Source organism: Paenibacillus sp. FSL L8-0494 (assembly GCF_038003695.1).
Lineage (GTDB): Bacteria > Bacillota > Bacilli > Paenibacillales > Paenibacillaceae > Paenibacillus_AQ > Paenibacillus_AQ odorifer.
Window position 1 is genome coordinate 1,380,931 of the sequence record NZ_JBBOPQ010000001.1, and the last position, 19,235, is coordinate 1,400,165.

Here is a 19,235-nt window from a genome sequence, read left to right on the forward strand (position 1 = left end):
CTTGAAAATATTTAGTCTGGGCATAGATCAGTTAACGATTAATGATATCAAAAACGCGGGATTTAATGTAGTTACACAAAACGTGTATCCCGATCCGGCGCATACCGAAGGTCATATGTTAATGGTTACTAGTGACCAGGTACCTGTTCAAGCGCTTAGCGAGCTGCGATACAAATATCCAAGCTCTATGATCCTGTATTTATATCTGCAAAAGGGAATTCGCGGCTATCAAGCTGTGCATATGTTATGTGAAAGCTTAGGTCTATATTTTATTCCTCCTCGTTCTACCTCGTCAGCAGTGATAGAGAAGATTCGTTTTATCCTGGAAGAGGATGGGGAGGAACGGAGCAATTTGGTTGGTTTTTTTGGCTCAGGTCCAGGCATTGGTTGCACAAGTGTGGCGAAGCTGTTCGCAAGACGAATTGCTGCGGCAGGTCTACGTGTTCTTGTACTTGGTTTGGATTTATATGATCCCGGGTATGACCGCAAAGCGACGATCAGTCTAGACAAATTGCGTCCCAAGCTTACAGGGAAGATGATTCATGATGAAGATTTTCAGCAATTGATTAGACAGGATGGCTATTTGTATCTACCGGGAAATTACGACTACTTAAGTGTTCAGGATTATCTGGAGGAGGAGATCGAATATTTCTTGGCTAGAGCTGGAGCAAATGCGGATGTGGTTATTGCTGATTTCGGTTCAATTCCCGAGAGTGCTGCGTGGTATGTCGGTATGCAAAAGTCGTCGTTACGCATGATTGTCACTCATCCTAAACATGAATACAGACTTGAACCTCTACTCGAGCTTGCGGGGCATATAGATCTGCGTCCGCAGGATTTCCAGCTGATCATTAACCGCAGTAATGTGGAGGAAATATCTTCGTCCAAAAATATGGCCCTTAGATTTGGCACTGAAATCTTGCTGGAGCTACCGTATTACCAGCCCTTGCAGGAAAGCTTGCCTCTAGGCAAAAAAGAGCTGCAGCATGTGGATGATAAGGTACATTCTCTATTGGTGTCGATGGGATTAGCGCCAGAGGCCAAAAAGAAAGGGATATTTCTATGATTGAAACTCTCGCGAGTCGTCCACTCTTTTCTCTAAAACAAAGCGTGTTACGCACTAGCAAACCGGGCAAGGAAGATTTTTATGCTTTTTTACAAAAAATGAAGACCGAGATGAACGAAGGATTAGAACGTGAGGATGACGCTTACTTCGAGCTAAATGCAAAGGCTTTGATTGGCGATCCGCAGGCAGTTAGTTTTTTTATGAATGAGATTGAGAAGTACTTACGAAAAACACCTTTTACTGGAAAGGTTCCAGAAGCGTACCGAACGGCGGCAGAGGCGCTGTATCACGAGTGGAAGGGCTTTGGGCCAGCGTATCGTTGGTTTACTGATCGTGCATACAGCGAGTCAACCGGATTACAAATGATTGGGAAGCAAATTTTTTATAACTATAAAGGTGAATTTATAGCTTATCCGTATGAGATGCCTTCACTGGATCGGGTGGAGCAGCTGAAGCGTTCCTTACTAAAAAGTGATCCCAATAAAAAGCTGAACAAGGATAATCCTTCGGTGGAGTTCAAAATGGATGATCCGCTCTGGCCAGGTCGATTTATTCGGCTTGCGATTTGGGTATCACCTAGGGTCTGGGAGGGTTTTACTACGATATCACTGCGGCGACAAGTTGTAGAATTTCTGGATTTGGAGGATCAAGCGGGTACGGAATGTATTCCTGCGGAGGCGGTTGAGTTCATTCGGGCGTTATCGTCCACGTTTCGTAATACCATTATTGCAGGTGCTGTAGGGTCAGGAAAAACAACCTTTGCCAATACGATTGTTGGTGAGCAGCTGCTTGGCTCTTCATCCTGCATGGGAGTGGTGATGATAGAGAAACATCCGGAATCCATTTTACCGTATCAAATTAAAGGCCATCGGATTATTCCAATTCAAGCTGCGAATGAGGAACTGATGGAGGTGGGAGTAGAGTCGCTGCGGCATGACCCAAATATTTTGTATATGACGGAGATGCGTTATAACGAGTGGGAATTTTATTTGTGGAGTGGGGAAAAAGGGTACGACGGGATTACCGGAACCTTCCACACTGTGGATTCGGAGGACATTCCTTATCAAGGTGCATTTGCTGTATCCACAAGAATTGGCGGGAGTCTAAAGGGGCATTTGATCTCTGCGCTGAAATCATGCGAGCTGGTGTTTATTTTGGAGAGTGTCCCGAACGGGAAGAAGCGGCTGGCGCGAATATCAGAAATCTTTTACGAAGAGGATAGAAATTCAGTGTTTGCGAATGATCTTATGCGCTGGGAGCCGGAGGAAATGTGTTGGTCTTACAATGACAAGCTGACGAAAAATCTGATGCTGAAAATGAATAAGAAAAATGCGCAGGCTATGCAGATTCTCCAAAAAGAGCTGGGACGACTTGCTTCAACAAAGCCAATGGATCAGCCGCTTAAAGAAAGCTTGAAATCTAAGATTGTACTTAATGAGTGAGGAGGTGCAACTATGGATTTACTATTGTATATTTTTCGTTTTGTCCTTCATTTATGGATTGCGTGGGGACTGTGGTTACTCACCAAACTGCTCATCGAAAGGCATTTACGGCAGGTATTCCAGAAAGTCGATTTTCGAATTAAACATAAGATGAGTATTTTTGGCAAAAGAGTTAGTTCGGTTAAAAAAAGGCTGTGGCTCTACCGCCATCTGGACAAGCTTCTCTATTTCGTACACCGGAAGTATGAGCCGGGCATTAGCGTAATGCGTTTTGTTATGCGTACAGCCATTTTGTTTATTGCGGTTTTCTTATCAGGACTACTGACACTTAGTGAGCTCCCTGGAAGGTTGCGTTTTAACAATCCTTTTTTGGAGGGGATTACTTTTAATGAGGGACAGCCGATTCAGGGGGCGTGGAGATTTCCGCTTTTTATAGCTGTAATATCTGCGACGATTCCTTATTTTCGTATGAGATACATCTATGCACAGCGGAAGGTACATGGAAGCTACGATCTCCTCGATGTAGTCAAAATCTCCACCAAATTCACACATTTGTCGGTAGATTCGATCCTTGATCGGACAGCGGATTTTCTTACGGATAAAAATGTACTGAAGAGCCCTCTGAAGCTGCTTGGTGCCGCATTTTCTAATTACAGTAATGAGAAGGAGCTTGTTGAGGAGGCAGGGAGATTCTCCAGTGCGATTGGTACCACCTTCGCTTTAGAGTTTATATCAGATTTGCTCTATGCCGAGAAGGAGGGAACCCGTTATTTAAAAAGCTCGCTAATGCTGTTGAATCGTTCTATGGAGCAGCAGAGAGAGACGATTTTGACTGTAAAAGCAGGAAGTAGAGATGCGATCAGCCTTGGCTTATATGGGAATCTTCTGGTGCTGGTATCTACGGTTGGAACCTTTATGTATATGCTGAAGCCCGATGTCTATTTTCAACTGCAGTTCGAAACTACGGTAGGTCTTTCCTTTTTGATGGTGATCGTCTCCGGCCTTTTTATCTCTTTTGTGATCAGTACTATTCTTGCCAGACCCAAACTGGACTACCACTAAGGTGATGAACTATGGATAGATTATTACTACTAATTACAGTGATCGGGATCGTGTATATCGCATTACTCGTGTTTGTGAGCAGCAGCAGTAAGCAGGAACGATATCTTGTCCGACTGGGCATACGGTGGAATGCGCTGGGTGAACGCGTGCAGAGTGATAGATTTCAGCAATTATTGAATGAATGTGGTTTATCAATTTCAGCTCGAAAAGTTACGCTATTTCGTTATTCAGCGGCAATCATCTATTTATTTAGCCAAGTCGTCAGCAATTTCATCCGATCTGTTCCTTTTTCATTCTATGACCCTCTAATTGCTCTACTTATTCTCGTAATCAGCAGTCCGATGCGTTATCTTCCGCTTGGTTGGGTGTTGGCGTGGCTTCACCAAAAGACGAATATTCAAAAAGATGGCGAGTTGATCTCCTTCATTCGCCTCTATGAGAATAATCGCCTACGTAAGCGCGGATATGTGCAGTTTGGTGCTTTTTGTGGGAGTACAGCGGGACATTTTCAATATATACGTCAGGACTTGTATGAGCTGTCAGAACGGGCAGTAGATGAGGGTGTGGAGGGGGCGATTGAATGGTTTTGTGCCAAATTTCCGGATAACCATCACTTTATTAATGACATCCGGTCCATTTTGCTGGCTACAGAAGGTATGGATGATGATACGGAAGCTGCAAACTATTTGCGTGAACAAGACAAAGTTATCTCCAAAATCTCCAGCGATCAGTATTTAAAAAAATGGTCTTTCATCGGTGATCTATCGACGATTATTAATGTTATTCCATCGATTGCTACTTTTTTGATGATCGTTGCGATGGCGATGCAGTACATTTTGCTAATCAAAGGAAATTTTAATGGAGTCGGCATGTTCCAGTGAAAAATTGTATATTCAACCTTATTTTTAAAACCTAAAATAAAAAGGGAGAAATTAACAATGAAAAAAGACGCTATTTCTACAGGTTTGTTTATCGCTATCGGTTTTTTGTGTGTGGCCATCGTAATTGCCATTTTGATTCCTCTGGTGCGTGACGTGATTAATGCTGCCGATGATAATAGACCGACGATCCCGGGGGTATCTCTAACTCAACCGCTGGTTCCTAGCCAAACTGCTGTAACTATGTCCATGACTCACGTTTCGGTATAAATCAGATGAAAAAAGACTCTATTTCCGTCGCTATGTTTTTGGCCATTGGATTTATAATTGCGGGGATGTTTGTCACGGTAGCTACGCATATGATCGGCAGCAGTCAGGACGACATCATCTCACATACTAAGCAAGTGGAACAGTATTAGAAGGAGGCGTATCTAATGAAGGAGACCGTCCTCCGGGCATTGTTCATGTGGCTAGTCCTGTTTATTATCCTGCAGCCTATCTTCACCTACATAGATTATCTGCTAGATTTACAGGTCAAAGCTAATACGTCCTATATCACACAAAAAGCAGCAACAGAGGGGATGGTTACAGCTTCTATGCGGAATGAAGTAATTTCAAATCTGAAGGCGATTGGATTTTCTGAAGCTTCGATAGAAATTACGAGCAGTACAGACACCGTTCAAGAGCGAAAGCAACGAATTGATGTGTATGTAACCGCGCCGCGGATAAATCTGTTTCCTTATAATTTTTCTACGGTTTCGCAGCCGACTCGATATTATGGGCATGGATCAATTATGAGTGAATATCTCGATTGACTAAGGGATGAGCGTAATTTATGGATTACATTATTAAGCTGGCATTTGTCCTACTGATCTTTATCTACTCCTGGTTCTTTCAGATCCAGAATCAGGAGTGGGACCAGCTGCGCAGCATGTTAAAAGACGCAAATAATATGGCTGTTCACGATGCCGCACAGGAATTAGATGAGACCGAATTGACTCGTGGTCATCTGATTATAGATCCTACAGAAGCGTACGATACTTTTCAGCAAACCCTGCAGAACAATCTAGGCCTTGATAGCGGTCTTTCCCCCCAAGGGGGCAGTCGTTTTAAGACACAAGTGAAAATTGTGAAATTCGATATTATTGACGATTCCGATGGAGTGACTTTTCCACTTTTATACGAGGATAGCGAATATGGCATAACCAAATACATCGCAGGTCCTTCGGTTATTGCCGTCATTGAGACGGAGCACCCGGTTCTGATCTCCAGATCCAAAACACAACAGCCCATCAGGGTACCAGCAGTTCAGGAGTATAAGTTCAATAAGTAATAAAAATCCAATTAAAGAAAAGGGAGAGATTCAGTGATGAAGAAGACCATTGTAAGGGCAGCTTTGACTACGACAATGTTATTTAGCATGGTATTGGGGCAGAACGTGATTACTAACGCAGCAGCGGTCACACCAGTAGCCACGGCTACACCAACAGCTACAGCAAAACCTACTGCTACACCAGTACCTATTATGAGGGATAACTTAAGTAAATATGGTTTGAAAAAGGATTTGGAGTTGCCGGTTACGGTTACGGCAGGTGGGCTTAGCTATACGCTTGAGAAGTTTATGATTTATGATTTCAAGTCAAAAGATGCACAAAATCTAGTGAAGAAATATGATTATGATTCATTCAGTGCTATGGTTAGTAATCCTAAGTACCTCATTTGGACTAAGATCACAATTATAAATAACAGTAACAAAATAGTAAAAAGAACATTGGATGATCGTAAAGAAAAATGGACTTTAACTCTGCAGAGATTTGGGCAAATAGATGAAATTTGGCCAAAAGCAAACGTAAAAAAATTAAATAATAAAGAAGCTTATTATTATTATAACCTTAAGCCAGGAGAGCAATTATCTACTTACCAAGCTTATTTATATGATAAAGACATTAATTATTTTGTTATTCGGTTATACCATGACGGTGGATTTGATGAAAAATTTGTAGTCAAATCACCGGAGTAAGTAAAAATGAAAAAAATAATCATCTCATGTCTATGTTTTTTATTGCTCTTTCAGCTTATGACACTTACTTCAGTACAAGCAGCTGAGACGAAATTGACCTCGATTGCTGTTCCTATTACCACAGGTTTGCAAGGGTCAAACAATGCAGCTAAAGATTTTTATTTAGAATTTCCTAGTGGAGTGTCTAGTTCATCAGTCAAGACAGGTACTTTAAAATACAGTGGATCTAACGAAAAAACAAGCCTATCTTTGGAGAACGGGAAGATTAAAGTTACGTTAAAGGGAGTCTCTAATCAAAAATATATTAAAGGTGTGCAGGGGTATAGAGCTTCGTATGAAGCACTGTATAAGACTATAATCTACAATTCAATTTGGTTATACTCAGACGGTAGAAGATGGCAAATTAATGAGTACAGTGAAAAAAAAGATAGTATGTCGACATATGATAAGCATGCAGAGGATGGATATCCCTCCAAGAATCCACCTGTAACCTCAGTAACTGCAGGTCCCTATCAAGAAAAAGAATATCTAAAATGGTATAACGGATCTAAAACTGAGATTATTGAATCTCAAGACATTATTCAATCTACTATAGAACCTAAATACACGGGTAAACCCTCATATGCCCAAGATCCAAAATTTAAAAATGGAAGAGTAATTATAAACTATTCGATTCCTAAGGGCGTCCCATGGGATCCTGAAAATAATGATGGTTTAACTGGAAAGGCAGAAGGACGAAGATATCTAGCATTCGCAGAATATTATTACACCGCAGACGCCAAAGTAACCACCTACAGCTACGGGGGAACAGTCAGCTTTGAATACGGTCTCCCAGATGAAGCTACACTCACAGGCTCCGCAATTATAGAACAACCTAATCCAAACCCAATTAAGTTTGATAATAAGAACGTGCCAGTTAAAATCGCTTTGAAGGGCGAATTGCTATCCTATAAAGATACTTCGAACATTTCAGAGTGGATTTTTTATGCCAAAGAGAAAGGTAATGAAGGCTCGCTCCAGACAAAAAAGGTGTATACCAAAACTCTAACAGCAAACGAAACTTTCAAGTTTGAAATTCCGAAGGAGAAAGTGGCAGGTAAAAGTAACTACAGTCAAGAGTACGAACTAAGTATAGTAGTGAGATTTAAGAATGAAGTCGTGACCAAAAGAAGTAAGTTCGACTCGTTAAAAGAATCTTTTACGGTCAAAGCAGGAGTGTATACAACTTCAGATCCTCCGGGAGGAGGGTTTCCAGGTCCTACATCACCGCCAGAACTACCGAGAGAGTTAAAACCTCCAGTAGCTCTTATAAATGCACCGAAAACTGTAAAAGCAGGACAAGAGTTTGTAGCCAGTGCAGCAGGGTCGTATGACCCCGATGGTTATATTACGGATTACTTTTGGGATACCCCTAATGCTAAGGGAGAATTGAGCACTTTGCCAAGGGGAACGCTTTGGTATGATAAAGACCATTTGGGGGAACAAACACTTGCTTTGACTGTAATGGACGATGACAAAATGACTGGAAGTACTAGCACTGAGATTAATGTCATCGAGCCAAAACCAGATGCATCTATCAGGGTAGATGGTACATTAAAGCAAAATCGAAAGGTTATCATACAAAGTTACGTTAGTAGCCCGACTCACTATCCGTTAGTAGATGCTAAGACTAAAATCACCATCACAGCCGTATCAGGTGGAACGAATTCTGATATTAAATATAGCGGATCCCTGAACGGAGTATATAGCAAAGATGTGCTATTCAAGAAGCCAGGGAAATATAAAGCAACCATTTTTGTGGAGAATACATTAGGACTAACTGCGAGAAACGAAACAACTTTTGATATAGCACCAGACCAGAAACCTTTTGCGTACTTTACGATGGCTGGAACTGCGTATCGTAATCCTTCAGATGGTAATCAAGCGACCATATCAATAGATGATATGTCTTACTCTCCAGATCAAGATATTGTGGTTAGTAGGCTTTGGGAATACCGCTATGATTCAGATAACAACGGTAGTTTTACAGGTGAGCCATGGGCTATTTTTAGCAATGAGAATTTAGATCGTTTGAATCTCAAGGTAAAGGAAGTCGGGAAATACGAAGTAAGACTAACTGTATTTGAAGAGTTTGGTCAGCCGACTATTGCTGAGTTTGTGACGCAGGCTGATCGGCAATCCATAGATTCGGAAGCTACACAAAATGTAATCGAACGAATCTTTACGGTTAAAAATCAAGCACCTGATGTCGATTGGTCATGGTAGAGAGGATTAGAGATGCGGAAATTAAAAAAAACAATTTCAACGTTTATGGCCCTTGTATTACTACTTCTTTCATTCCCTGAATTTTATTCGGGGAGTGTTAAGGTAGAGGCGGCAGGTGACCCAAATATCGTCAATTTTATGGATATTCGTCTTGAAGGATTTAATAAAACAACTCCTTGGGAGCCTGCTATGGGGAATATAGGATCTTTGAATTTGAATATGCCTGCTATGACCCTAACCAATATTACTTTTAATCTAACAACAAGAATACTGCGCTACGATTATGTACCTGATGCGCCTGTAGTTTTAACATCAGGGGATATTAATTGGTACTATGATACGCAGCGTACTAGATTTCTTAATATTTACAGTTATATGTACAGGACAGATGGAAGTGGTAATACTGATTATGCTACTGATGCCTCATGGAGAATTGAAGAAATGCCACCTGTGAAAAGTTCGGATAGTCTTCAGTTTAACCTTGACAGAAATACGACCGCTTTTTATGAAAGTTATGCTTATCCAACGAAGTATGGAATTCCAAAAGCTCTTAAAGTCGCACTAAGAGCAAGTGATGCGCAACACCAACCTAACGAATGGATGAATGGTTGGCATAACAACGTATATTATGATTGGGATAACATACCTCTAATAATAAATTCAGCACCTACGCTCACAGTGACTACACCAAGCGAGCAGCAGCTACTGAATGAGCCAGGATTCAGTGGTATGAACATCGAGGGATATGTTCGAGATGTGGACAATAATGATCTAGTCGTTAGTGCTGAAATCCCTAATGTGTTCTATAAACAAGTCAATATCCAACAGGCATTAAATAATAAATGGGTTTCCATCCCAATAGATGTTTTGGCAGACGGAATTCCTCCTGGACAGCACAATATCATTATCAAGGTTGTGGATCCTTATAATTATAAGGATGAGAAATCGTTGGTCGTTAATGTATCCTATAGGCTTAGGAATAAATCCTTTATATTGATCAACACTCCTATAGACATATCAACCACATACAAGGACTATGAAGGAGATTTTAAATATCAAGAACGCTATAGATACGATCATAACCCGTATTTCTTCGATAATTCGATGGGTATCATTTCGGATAGTGGGTTATGGCGTTCAGAAAGGTATACCTCCTTTCCATATAGCGGACTCTATAACGCAACCTTTCAAGCACGAGATAATCCTAAAAACGATGACCGATTCGATAACTATCGTTTATGGAGTCGAGATAATTTATCCTCAATGACCTATCATGTTCATCGGAAGCCCATTGCATTGTTTGCTGCCAAACTGGCGTGGGGATCTCTTCAGCTAACAGATAGTTCCTACGATTTGGACCACATCATGGCTGTTAATAAGGGACTTATAGCTTGGCAATGGCAGTATAAAAAAACTGATTCTGAAATATGGACAGATGGTCAACCGCCAGCTCAATTACCGAGTTCTGGACAATATGACATACGCCTTAGAGTACGTGATGTCGATGGCGAAAATGGGTTAGGGGTCTGGAGCGACTGGTGTGTAAGGACGGTGGGGGCTGCAGGTAATCTACCTCCCGTAGCGCTATTTACTGTTGATCCTAATATTGTTTCCTATCGCAAAGCTACTACCATAACAGACAAATCGTTTGATCCGGATAATGATCCATTAGATATGTATTACTGGACGGTTATCAAAGATGGTTGGAACAAAGTTTGGGAGCATTGGGGTGGAGCTACAACGCCACCTAATATCGCAGCTTTTGGAATCGGTAATTATCAAATTAGTTTACAAGTGCATGACAACCGAGGTTTATGGTCAGATTGGTATCACCAAAATGTCCAGGTGATTAATCACCCACCCGCAGCAGCATTTAACATGCCAGCTGAAGTATATCGAGATACTGTAATTACAATGGATAATCTAACACCAGATCCTGATGAAGATGGAGATTCGCTTGCTTATTTATGGTACGCCAAACTCAACAATAGTCCTTATTATTATGTTGGCAGTAACCGGAACCAATCTTTGACGATACGAGATCTTATTGCTGGAAACGGAATTTCACCGCAACAGGCTATATCAGAAGGATGGGAAATGCGCCTTAAAGCAACAGACGTACCTAATCCCTCAAGTATTGGAGCTTTATGTTCCAATGCAACACGTGTATTTACTGTTAAAAATCATGTTCCAACAGCTGCTATTAAAGGTCCATCGGCAGTATTCCAATATGATACCCGACAATATACATCTTTTGATGAGGATGGAGATCCCTCAGATCTCGCTAGTCTGCAATACTTCTGGAAAGTAACAGATAGTGATGGCATTACGCAATGGTTTCGAACTCCTAATATTGATGTTAATTTTCCTGAGTCCGGTATCTATACATTGGAACACTGGGTTATCGATCAGATCGGTGATAAGTCTAATATAGCTACGTTGAAGGTGAATGTTACTAAGAATCTAGCGCCCTCGATGACATTGATAACCCCATCGGGAACCGGAACCAATCCATCCGTAATAGATGCCGAAATACAAGGAGATCCATTAATTAAATGGAATTATACAGATCCAGAGAGTGATCGGCAGGAGAAGTACCGTTTAGAATTTTTTTCAAAAGACGGACTCTTAGTTAAGACAGTTGAGAACCTTGACACCACAGGTCAGCTGCGGCAATATCAACTCCCTAACCATACATTCAATCGATTTGAATACTTCACTGTATATGGGCGGGCTTATTCCAAGTTATCCTGGTCAGAAATATCTAACGAAAAAACGTTTATCATCGACAATCCGCCGCAGCCTGGATTCACATTAATCACGGATACAGGTAGAGATGCTGCCAAAGAGCCGATTTATCGGACGGATCTTCTTAATATCAAGAGCAAAGCGACGGATCCAGACATTCCAAAAGGAGATACGATCAGCTATAAGTATGATTTGAAATCATCCAACGGGACGTACGGATTGGCTAGTACTCAAGCTGAATTTACGAAGAAATTCACCTCAAATGGCGTCTTCACCTTGAAACAGACCGTTACGGATTCTCTAGGACTGTATCGAGAGATATCTCTGATTATCACCGTAGCCAACCGTAAACCGACCGTAACGATAACGTACCCAACAAGTACTGACTCAAGTAAGCCTATGATCGCAAGTACGCTTACACCAATCATCAAGTGGGATTATCAAGATGAGGATGGAGATGAACAACAGCGGTATAAGGTACAAATTATCAACTTGGCGACAGGGATGGTTAAGGTTCAATCTGGCGAACAAAATTCAAGTGCCAAACAGTGGCAAGTGCCCGCGGGAATATTGGTTGAGAACGAAAAATATGCCGTGGAAGTGGAAGCTTTTGATGGTTATAACTGGAGTAATATCTCAGCGCGTAAATATTTCATGGTTAATCTGCTGAGTATTAAAGGTGGGGTCCAGCACACAGAGGAATGGAATAACAACCGTAAAGGCTACAATTTGAACAAGAGCGGTAATGAGGAGAGTCCAAGAGGCTACAATGTGTTTTGGGCAGGTGAGCGATTTATATTGCAAGGGATAGCAACCGGTCTACCTGATACTGTTGAGGTAACGATGACGGGAGGTTATTCTACGCAACTAAATCCCACGAACAGTGACAAAACCTTGTGGACAGGCGAATTATATGATCCAGCATTTGTGAAACTTCCCGATGGTCCAGTGAAATTTACCTTCACAGCTAAGAATGAGTACAATACCAAAATAGATACAGTTACTGTTGTGATCGCTGGCGATTGGTCCGAATATTTTCGGAACCATCGTGTGAAGTAATGATATATCTACGACTTTATCCTTTTTTCATCTAAAAAGGGCTACGCGGAAATACGATCCGCATAGCCCTTTTTTTACGAGCAACAACTTATATAACTCCTTCAGTCCGTTCTTCATTCATTCTCATCATTCTTGTCGCAACGGAAGGTGTATGTAAAGGTATATTCGTCGAACGCGCAGAGGCTCTTTGAGCTCTACGCACATAATAGGATAACTTGCCGCTGAATATTTTATGGGAACAGAGTGAAAGAGCGAAATCCTCCGGGGTAACAAAGCAGGAAGGCTTATTCACAGGCTGAACTGCGGTATTTTCAAATAAGGAAGCAACAAAATGAGAGCAGAAATAAGCGTTCTCTCGATCTATTTTAACATTTAGAAGTACGCCGATCAGGCCTAAAAGATGGTATTTATAACGTTCCTGATTTTTCATCATCCCTTGGACATGATTGTACATGGCATCGTATTCCGTGGCACTAACACGTAACTGATAAATAGAGCAATTTGCGCTGCTATAAAAAGGGTGAATGAAATTTTCTTGAATCAGACCCGCGACGAATGGATTGTGCATTTTTTTTCTTCCGAAGCTGTACACCTCACGTAGTTCACTATCAAAGGCGATCGAAGCATGGTTCAGATCAGCTTTTGTAAACCACTTAATGAAACCACTGAAGGCTGTACCTGTACCGGTAAGCACAATATAAACATCCTTTTTCGAAGTCATGTTCAGAATTCCTTTCCACTTGGAGATATTGGATAATGAATGAAAATTTTACTTGAGTAACTCCATCTTACTTTATATTCGAGCATTGTAAAACAAACTTTAGTCGCAATAGAAAACTAGACCATAGGCTAAGTAAAAACCCGTCTCATGACATAGTTACTTTTGCGTATATAAATGCGTAGATATTGCAAAACATAAGCTGTCAAACAAAGAGTTTTTAAAAACAATTGGAATTGCTTCCACACTAGTGATACAATAAGAGTCAAAATGACATTCTTGAGATTTCAGAGGAGGAACTATTAAATGAGTGAACAAGAACAAGCGATCCAGAAGGAAGAAAACTCAACAGTAGATAACTTGTCTATCACAACTATTCGTACGTTGGCTATTGATGCTATCGAAAAAGCGAATTCCGGCCATCCAGGTATGCCAATGGGTTCTGCACCAATGGGCTACCAACTGTTTGCAAAAACAATGAATCATAACCCTGATCATCCAACATGGGTAAACCGCGATCGTTTTGTATTGTCCGCTGGACATGGTTCCATGCTTCTGTACAGCTTGCTGCACCTTAGTGGCTATGATCTTCCTATGGAAGAATTGAAACAATTCCGTCAATGGGGTAGCTTGACTCCTGGTCACCCGGAAGTTGGTCACACAGCTGGTGTTGATGCAACTACAGGTCCGCTTGGACAAGGTATTGGTATGGCCGTTGGTATGGCTATGGCCGAAGCTCAATTGGGCGCAACCTACAACAAAGAAGGACATAACGTAGTTGACCACTATACTTATGCTATTTGTGGTGATGGTGACCTTATGGAAGGGATCTCTTCTGAGTCCGCTTCTCTTGCGGGTCATTTGAAACTCGGAAAATTGGTTGTATTGTATGATTCAAATGATATTTCCCTTGATGGTAAATTGAATCTTTCTTTCTCCGAAAATGTAGCTCAACGTTTTGATGCTTATGGTTGGCAAGTTCTGCGTGTAGAAGACGGAAATGACCTTCCGGCTATTGAAAAAGCTATTGCTGAGGCGCAAGCTGAGACTAGCAAACCGACTTTGATCGAAGTGAAAACAGTTATTGGTTATGGTAGCCCTAACAAACAAGGTAAAGGCGGCCATGGCGGTACTCACGGTTCTCCACTTGGAGCAGAAGAAGCTAAGCTGACCAAAGATTTCTACAAATGGGTATACGAAGAAGATTTCTATGTGCCTGACGAAGTTCGTGCACATTTTGCAGAAGTGAAGAAAAACGGAATCGCAGCTAACAAAGCTTGGGACGATAAATTTGCAGCTTACAAAAAAGCATATCCAGAGCTTGCTGCACAATTCGAAACAGTAATCAATGGCGATCTTCCAGAAGGCTGGGATGCTAACCTTCCAACTTACACTACTGAAGATAAAGCAGTATCGACTCGTGTCGCTTCCGGTAGTGCGCTTAACGGTCTGACTGCTGGCGTTCCTCAGCTAGTGGGTGGTTCCGCTGACTTGGAAAGCTCCACTATGACGCATTTGAATGGTTTGACATCTTTCACACCAGAATCTTATGATGGCCGCAACATTTATTTCGGCGTACGTGAGTTTGGTATGGCTGCTGCAATGAACGGTATTGCTCTGCACACTGGTCTTAAAGTATTCGGAGGAACATTCTTCGTATTCACTGACTACCTGCGTCCAGCAATTCGTTTGGCTTCGATCATGAAATTGCCAGTAACCTATGTACTGACACATGACAGTATTGCAGTTGGTGAAGATGGTCCTACGCATGAACCAATCGAACAATTGGCTTCCCTGCGTATCATCCCAGGTCTAACTGTTATTCGTCCGGCTGATGCTAACGAAACTTCTGCAGCATGGGCTTATGCTATGGAAAACAAAGAGAATCCGGTTGCTTTGGTTCTGACCCGTCAAAACTTGCCAATTCTTGCTGGAACCGTAGATGGCGTTCGTGAAAACATCAAACGTGGTGGTTATGTTGTCTCTGATTCCAAAAATGGCACTCCACAAGCACAACTTATCGCAACTGGTTCTGAAGTACAGTTGGCAGTTAAAGCGCAAGCTGCTTTGGCAGAAGAAGGCATCGATGTTCGTGTAATCAGCTTGCCAAGCTGGGATCTGTTCGAAAAACAAGACAAAGAATATCGCGATTCCGTAATTCTTCCAGGAGTCAAAGCTCGTCTTGCTATCGAAATGGCACAAACCTTCGGCTGGGAACGTTACACTGGTGACCAAGGCGATATCCTAGGCATCACTACTTTCGGAGCTTCCGCCCCTGGCGATAGAGTTATGAAAGAATACGGCTTTACTGTAGAGAACGTAGTTAGCCGTGTGAAAGCACTTCTGTAATTAACTGAATAATCATTAGGGGGAGAACAAGTAATGAGTCAGTTTAACAACGCAACGATCGAAAAAGCAGCCAATGTATATTATGGCGGACAAGTAACCAGCCGTACGGTAATTTTGCAAGATGGATCTAAGGTGACACTGGGCATCATGTTGCCGGGTGTGTATGAATTTGGTACAGATGGTCCTGAAATTATGGAGATTCTGTCCGGCGATCTTAAAGTGCTGCTTCCCGGCACTGAGGTATGGCAGGAGATTAAGGGAGCGTCAACGTTCAATGTTCCTGGCAACTCTAAATTTGCGTTGGAAGTATTTGAAGTAACTGATTATTGCTGTTCTTACCCGGTTCTATAGAAAACAGACTTTTCTAAGGGTTGTCCTATAAGTAGCTTTTTTCATTGAGTGAGACGACCCGGATACACTTTAAAAATCGTAGAAGTCAGCAAAGCAGCGGTTCTCCCGTTATTGGAGGATCGCTGCTTTTTGTTGTGGCTGGTGATTGCTTGATGTTCAATTATGTATTCACCATTCTCTTTTGGAGCTTAAGGACGCAGATGACGCTAACACTGGAGCAACACTAATTTAACACTGGGTCAGCACCATTCCTACCACTTAAGGACCCAGATGACGCTATTAGCAAATTTATAGCCTTTGGAGCAAGCTTTCGGACTCCAGTGCAGCTATTCCATAGAAACAGCCTCATAATTGGCATTTTTTATGCCAATAACGACTATGGAGTCCGATAGCCAGCGACTAACTAGCCTAACCAGTAACTAACCAGCATTTCACCACTAATTCAGTAACTTTTTGCGACTAACCAGTACTTCGCGACCTTCTTAGTAACTATCCCACCAACACCGCCACAACGTTATGAGTAACTCCACAGCAACCAATATTTTCTTGCACTAAAACAGTTAATTTGGTATTGTAAATATACAAACAAACGTTCGTATATTTGGTTTGACAATGGGATTGTCCATAAAGAAAAGACCGCATCGCAATATCATGTGCGGGGCGGTCGTAAATGTTCTTATGAAGTAGGTATTGAGTTCTTGAATTTATTTATCGGATACATTTGCACCCATCTTTTGGCCGATCCACTCTTCGTAACATTTCACTACGGCAGAAAGATCTTCTTCACCATAACCTTGGGTGAATCCAGCTTGGAACATGCTTTTAGCCAAGCCCAGCATAGGAGAAGGAACGCCTGTTGAATCGCTATGGGCAGAGGCAAGCTTCAAATCCTTAAGCATTAGAGCGAGGGAGAATTGATTGCTGAAATCATCTTCTATGATTTTACGTCCTTTAAGCTCAGCTTGTTTGCTGCCCGCTGAACCAAGTTGTACCAGTTCCAAGAACTTGTCTGCAGGTACGCCTGATTTAACGGCAATGGCGAACCCTTCGGCTAGGGCAACATTATGAATGCCGACCATAGCATTGTGAGCCAGCTTGGCTACAGCGCCGCTGCCGTTCTCACCCATATGTAGCAGCTTCTTACCCAAAGTATCAAAGATATCACGATGTTGTTCTATGACCTCAGCACTACCGCCGACCATGAACACTAAGGTTCCTTCAATCGCTGCTGGTTTGCTTCCAGTTACTGGAGCGTCTAGGAAATGTCCACCACGAGCTTCTACAGCGGCGGCAATTTCGCGAACCAGTCCCGGTGAAATTGTGCTGGAATCAATAATTAGTCCACCGGGCTTCACAGCATCAAGAATACCATCTTGACCATAAAACACTTCACGAACCGAATCATCATTGCTGATCATGGTAATAATAACATCCTTACCCTCAGCCGCTTCGCGGGGCGTGAGAGCAGTCTGGGCACCTTCTGCTTCAAGAGGTTTACATTTGGCTGCCGTACGGTTGTATACCGTAACCTGAAAGCCGCCACGTAGTAAATTGGAGGCCATAGGCGCACCCATTGTTCCGAGTCCGATAAAACCGATTTGTTTCATTTATATAGCCACCTTCCGTTTTCTTTATTCTATCACGGCACTTTGTCCAGCACCACAGCACACCTATGTCTTTTGATACAGGAAACGCTTCCAAGGAACTTTGAAAAACTTGGTTCTAATGCCCTCTATGTGCCCTAAGACCTTGCCAGTCAAGGCAAATTAAAGTATCCTAATTATAAAGTTGTAACAAACGGTTTTAAATTTAAAGAGATAAACAGGAGGTTACCATTACCGATGTCTAAGAAGATTAATTTTGACTACACAAAAGCTCTTTCGTTTTTTAACCAACAAGAAATCGACAACCTTGCCGCCCCAGTTAAGCTAGCACACGAACAGTTGCATAACAAGACTGGTGTAGGTTCTGACTACCTTGGATGGATCGATCTGCCGACAGCTTACGATAAGGAAGAATTTGCTCGCATTCAACAAGCTGCTAAGAAGATCCAAAGCGATTCCGAGGTGCTGATTGTAATTGGTATCGGAGGTTCTTATCTGGGAGCACGCGCAGCTATTGAGGCGCTATCGCATTCTTTCTACAATAACCTTTCTAAAGATAAACGCAAAACTCCAGAAGTTTATTTCGCTGGTAATAACATTAGCTCTACATACATCACGCATCTGCTTGATCTAGTAGAAGGCAAAGACTTCTCCGTGAACGTAATCTCCAAATCAGGAACTACTACTGAGCCAGCAATTGCTTTCCGCATTTTCCGCGCTGCGCTGGAGAAGAAATACGGCAAGGAAGAAGCTCGTAAACGCATTTACGCTACTACAGACAAGGAAAAAGGTGCCCTTAAGAAATTGGCAACTGAAGAAGGTTATGAATCCTTCATCATTCCAGACGATGTAGGCGGACGTTACTCCGTATTGACACCTGTAGGCTTGCTGCCGATTGCTGTAGCTGGCATTAACATTGAAGAAATGATGCAAGGTGCTGCTGCCGCTGCGGATGAGTTCAACAATCCAGATGTAGCTACTAACCAAGCTTATCAATATGCTGCAGTTCGTAACGCTCTATACCGTAAAGGTAAAACAACTGAAATCCTCGTCAACTATGAGCCTTCCTTACACTTTGTATCTGAGTGGTGGAAACAATTGTTTGGCGAAAGTGAAGGTAAGGACTTCAAAGGAATTTATCCTTCTTCCGTTGATTTCTCCACAGATCTACACTCCATGGGTCAATTTATCCAAGAAGGTAACCGCAACATTTTTGAAACGGTTATCCAAGTAGATCAAGTAGCTCATCATGTTACGATTGAGAATGATCCGGATGATCTGGACGGCTTGAACTTCTTAACAGGTAAGACTATGGATTTCGTGAATAAGAAAGCTTTCCAAGGTACAATGCTTGCACATACAGATGGTCAAGTACCTAACCTTATCGTTACTATTCCTGATCAAACACCATACACCTTTGGATATTTGGTGTACTTCTTTGAAAAAGCCTGCGGTATCAGCGGATACTTGCTCGGTGTTAACCCATTTGACCAACCAGGCGTAGAAGCATACAAGAAAAACATGTTCGCATTGCTTGGCAAACCAGGTTACGAAAAAGAAAAAGCAGAGCTGGAAGCAAGACTTACTGAATAGTATTGCAGTAGGTTTTACAATGGCTATTAATCACAGAACATTCATACTAATGTAAGTCACCAGGAGCAGTCCATAGGTAA

Annotated in this window: 16 protein-coding genes; 14 read left to right on the forward strand and 2 right to left on the reverse strand. The window is 42.0% G+C overall.

Going from position 1 to position 19,235, the window contains the following annotated elements; genetic code table 11:
• Position 1: 1 nt before the first annotated feature.
• From NYE35_RS06175 to NYE35_RS06225, 11 genes are read left to right on the forward strand one after another with little or no spacing between them, the layout of a single operon-like run.
• Positions 2 to 1,066, forward strand: a complete 1,065-nt coding sequence (locus NYE35_RS06175; protein ID WP_341120405.1) for a hypothetical protein — start codon at positions 2 to 4, stop codon at positions 1,064 to 1,066.
• Complete coding sequence (locus NYE35_RS06180; RefSeq protein ID WP_341120407.1) at positions 1,063 to 2,508, forward strand: ATPase, T2SS/T4P/T4SS family; 1,446 nt, start codon at positions 1,063 to 1,065, stop codon at positions 2,506 to 2,508. The genes NYE35_RS06175 and NYE35_RS06180 overlap by 4 nt, the downstream gene beginning before the upstream one ends.
• Positions 2,509 to 2,520: 12 nt before the next feature.
• Positions 2,521 to 3,570 (forward strand): hypothetical protein, encoded by a 1,050-nt coding sequence (locus NYE35_RS06185; RefSeq protein WP_076316893.1) that lies wholly within the window; start codon positions 2,521 to 2,523, stop codon positions 3,568 to 3,570.
• An 11-nt stretch (positions 3,571 to 3,581) separates the two neighbouring features.
• Complete coding sequence (locus tag NYE35_RS06190; protein WP_341120410.1) at positions 3,582 to 4,451, forward strand: hypothetical protein; 870 nt, start codon at positions 3,582 to 3,584, stop codon at positions 4,449 to 4,451.
• Between the two features lie 57 nt (positions 4,452 to 4,508).
• Positions 4,509 to 4,718 carry a hypothetical protein gene (locus tag NYE35_RS06195; RefSeq protein WP_036681712.1) on the forward strand — a complete coding sequence of 70 codons (210 nt, stop codon included), beginning with the start codon at positions 4,509 to 4,511 and terminating at the stop codon, positions 4,716 to 4,718.
• Between the two features lie 5 nt (positions 4,719 to 4,723).
• Positions 4,724 to 4,867, forward strand: a complete 144-nt coding sequence (locus tag NYE35_RS06200) for a hypothetical protein (protein ID WP_155288092.1) — start codon at positions 4,724 to 4,726, stop codon at positions 4,865 to 4,867.
• 15 nt (positions 4,868 to 4,882) lie between these two features.
• A complete protein-coding gene (locus NYE35_RS06205) occupies positions 4,883 to 5,263 on the forward strand; it encodes a hypothetical protein (RefSeq protein WP_036681716.1) in 381 nt (126 codons plus the stop codon).
• 20 nt (positions 5,264 to 5,283) lie between these two features.
• Positions 5,284 to 5,781 (forward strand): hypothetical protein, encoded by a 498-nt coding sequence (locus NYE35_RS06210; protein WP_341120413.1) that lies wholly within the window; start codon positions 5,284 to 5,286, stop codon positions 5,779 to 5,781.
• A gap of 36 nt (positions 5,782 to 5,817) precedes the next feature.
• Positions 5,818 to 6,468, forward strand: coding sequence for a hypothetical protein (locus NYE35_RS06215; protein WP_094902995.1), 651 nt, complete (start codon positions 5,818 to 5,820; stop codon positions 6,466 to 6,468).
• Positions 6,469 to 6,474: 6 nt separating this feature from the next.
• Entirely contained in the window at positions 6,475 to 8,733 is a 2,259-nt protein-coding gene (locus NYE35_RS06220; protein ID WP_094902997.1) for a PKD domain-containing protein, read from the forward strand.
• Positions 8,734 to 8,745: 12 nt separating this feature from the next.
• Positions 8,746 to 12,540: a glycoside hydrolase family 78 protein gene (locus NYE35_RS06225; RefSeq protein ID WP_341120416.1), complete on the forward strand. Its 3,795-nt coding sequence runs from the start codon at positions 8,746 to 8,748 to the stop codon at positions 12,538 to 12,540.
• A gap of 88 nt (positions 12,541 to 12,628) precedes the next feature.
• Here NYE35_RS06225 and NYE35_RS06230 read toward each other — a convergent pair whose 3' ends face one another.
• Positions 12,629 to 13,261 carry a hypothetical protein gene (locus tag NYE35_RS06230; RefSeq protein ID WP_036681725.1) on the reverse strand — a complete coding sequence of 211 codons (633 nt, stop codon included), beginning with the start codon at positions 13,259 to 13,261 and terminating at the stop codon, positions 12,629 to 12,631.
• Between the two features lie 303 nt (positions 13,262 to 13,564).
• Here NYE35_RS06230 and tkt point away from each other — a divergent pair, with 303 nt between their 5' ends.
• Both tkt and ppnP read left to right on the forward strand, forming a co-directional pair.
• Positions 13,565 to 15,607 carry a transketolase gene (gene tkt / locus NYE35_RS06235; RefSeq protein ID WP_036681727.1) on the forward strand — a complete coding sequence of 681 codons (2,043 nt, stop codon included), beginning with the start codon at positions 13,565 to 13,567 and terminating at the stop codon, positions 15,605 to 15,607.
• A gap of 33 nt (positions 15,608 to 15,640) precedes the next feature.
• Complete coding sequence (gene ppnP / locus NYE35_RS06240) at positions 15,641 to 15,958, forward strand: pyrimidine/purine nucleoside phosphorylase (protein WP_036681729.1); 318 nt, start codon at positions 15,641 to 15,643, stop codon at positions 15,956 to 15,958.
• 704 nt (positions 15,959 to 16,662) lie between these two features.
• Here the strand turns inward: ppnP and NYE35_RS06245 are convergent.
• Positions 16,663 to 17,565: an NAD(P)-dependent oxidoreductase gene (locus NYE35_RS06245; protein ID WP_076099037.1), complete on the reverse strand. Its 903-nt coding sequence runs from the start codon at positions 17,563 to 17,565 to the stop codon at positions 16,663 to 16,665.
• Between the two features lie 234 nt (positions 17,566 to 17,799).
• Between NYE35_RS06245 and NYE35_RS06250 the strand changes: the two genes are divergently transcribed.
• On the forward strand, positions 17,800 to 19,155 hold the full coding sequence (locus NYE35_RS06250; protein ID WP_036681734.1) for a glucose-6-phosphate isomerase: 1,356 nt from the start codon (positions 17,800 to 17,802) through the stop codon (positions 19,153 to 19,155).
• Positions 19,156 to 19,235 lie beyond the last annotated feature (80 nt).